We start from the raw sequence: 725 nt of genomic DNA on the forward strand, positions 1-725 counted from the left end.
CCGCGGCCCCCGCCGACCAGACGACCAGGGCGCGCCGGTCGAGCAGCAGCCCCGCGGCGACCAGCGCCAGCGCGGTGATCCCCGAGCCGAGCGCGAGCCACCCCGGCACATTGTTGATCTCGGGCAGCTCGTCGAGCGCCGTCCAGGTCTGGCTCCGCGCGGGGAACAGCAGGAACGCGTCCTGGTGGACCCCGACCCACGGCAGCAGCGGAGCCATGATCATTCCCAGGGCGGCGAGGACGCCGAGACCGGCCAGGACGGGGTTGACATTCCTGGATTGAGCAGGCGAAACACCCGGATACTCTGACTGGCTGAAACCGTGCGCATACGGCTGACTCATGGGGTGAAGGGTAGAAGATCGCCTTTGGTGCCCGCTAGGGTCTTCTCCTTGATTCAACCCGCGCACCGACCCCTTGTTCTGTACGTTGAGTTTGCAACCCTTCGGAAGGGAGAGTCCGATGTTGCTGATCCTCGGCCTGTCGGTCGTCTTCCGGACCGTGGGCGAAGGCGCCTTCCACTGCCAGTCCTGCGGCGGCGACCGCCGGTACCGGCGGCGGGCGGCACGGCGGTACCTGGCCGTCTTCTTCCTCCCGCTGGTCCCCCTCGGCCGGCTCGGTGAGATCGTCGAGTGCGGCTCCTGCCGCAAGCGCTTCCCCCTGGCCGTCCTCCGCCAGCCCACCGCCGCCGCCAAGGAGCTGGCGCTGCCCGCCGCGATGCGCGCCGCC

General features: G+C 69.8%; 2 protein-coding genes. One reads left to right on the forward strand and one right to left on the reverse strand.

Going from position 1 to position 725, the window contains the following annotated elements:
- On the reverse strand, window positions 1–340 hold a 340-nt coding region (locus ACYVE7_RS35120; RefSeq protein WP_460370998.1), incomplete at its 3' end, for a hypothetical protein.
- 118 nt (window positions 341–458) lie between these two features.
- On the opposite strand from ACYVE7_RS35120, the gene ACYVE7_RS35125 reads away from it, so the two are divergent.
- On the forward strand, window positions 459–725 hold a 267-nt coding region (locus ACYVE7_RS35125; RefSeq protein WP_460371000.1), incomplete at its 3' end, for a hypothetical protein.

Source organism: Actinocorallia lasiicapitis (assembly GCF_054778695.1).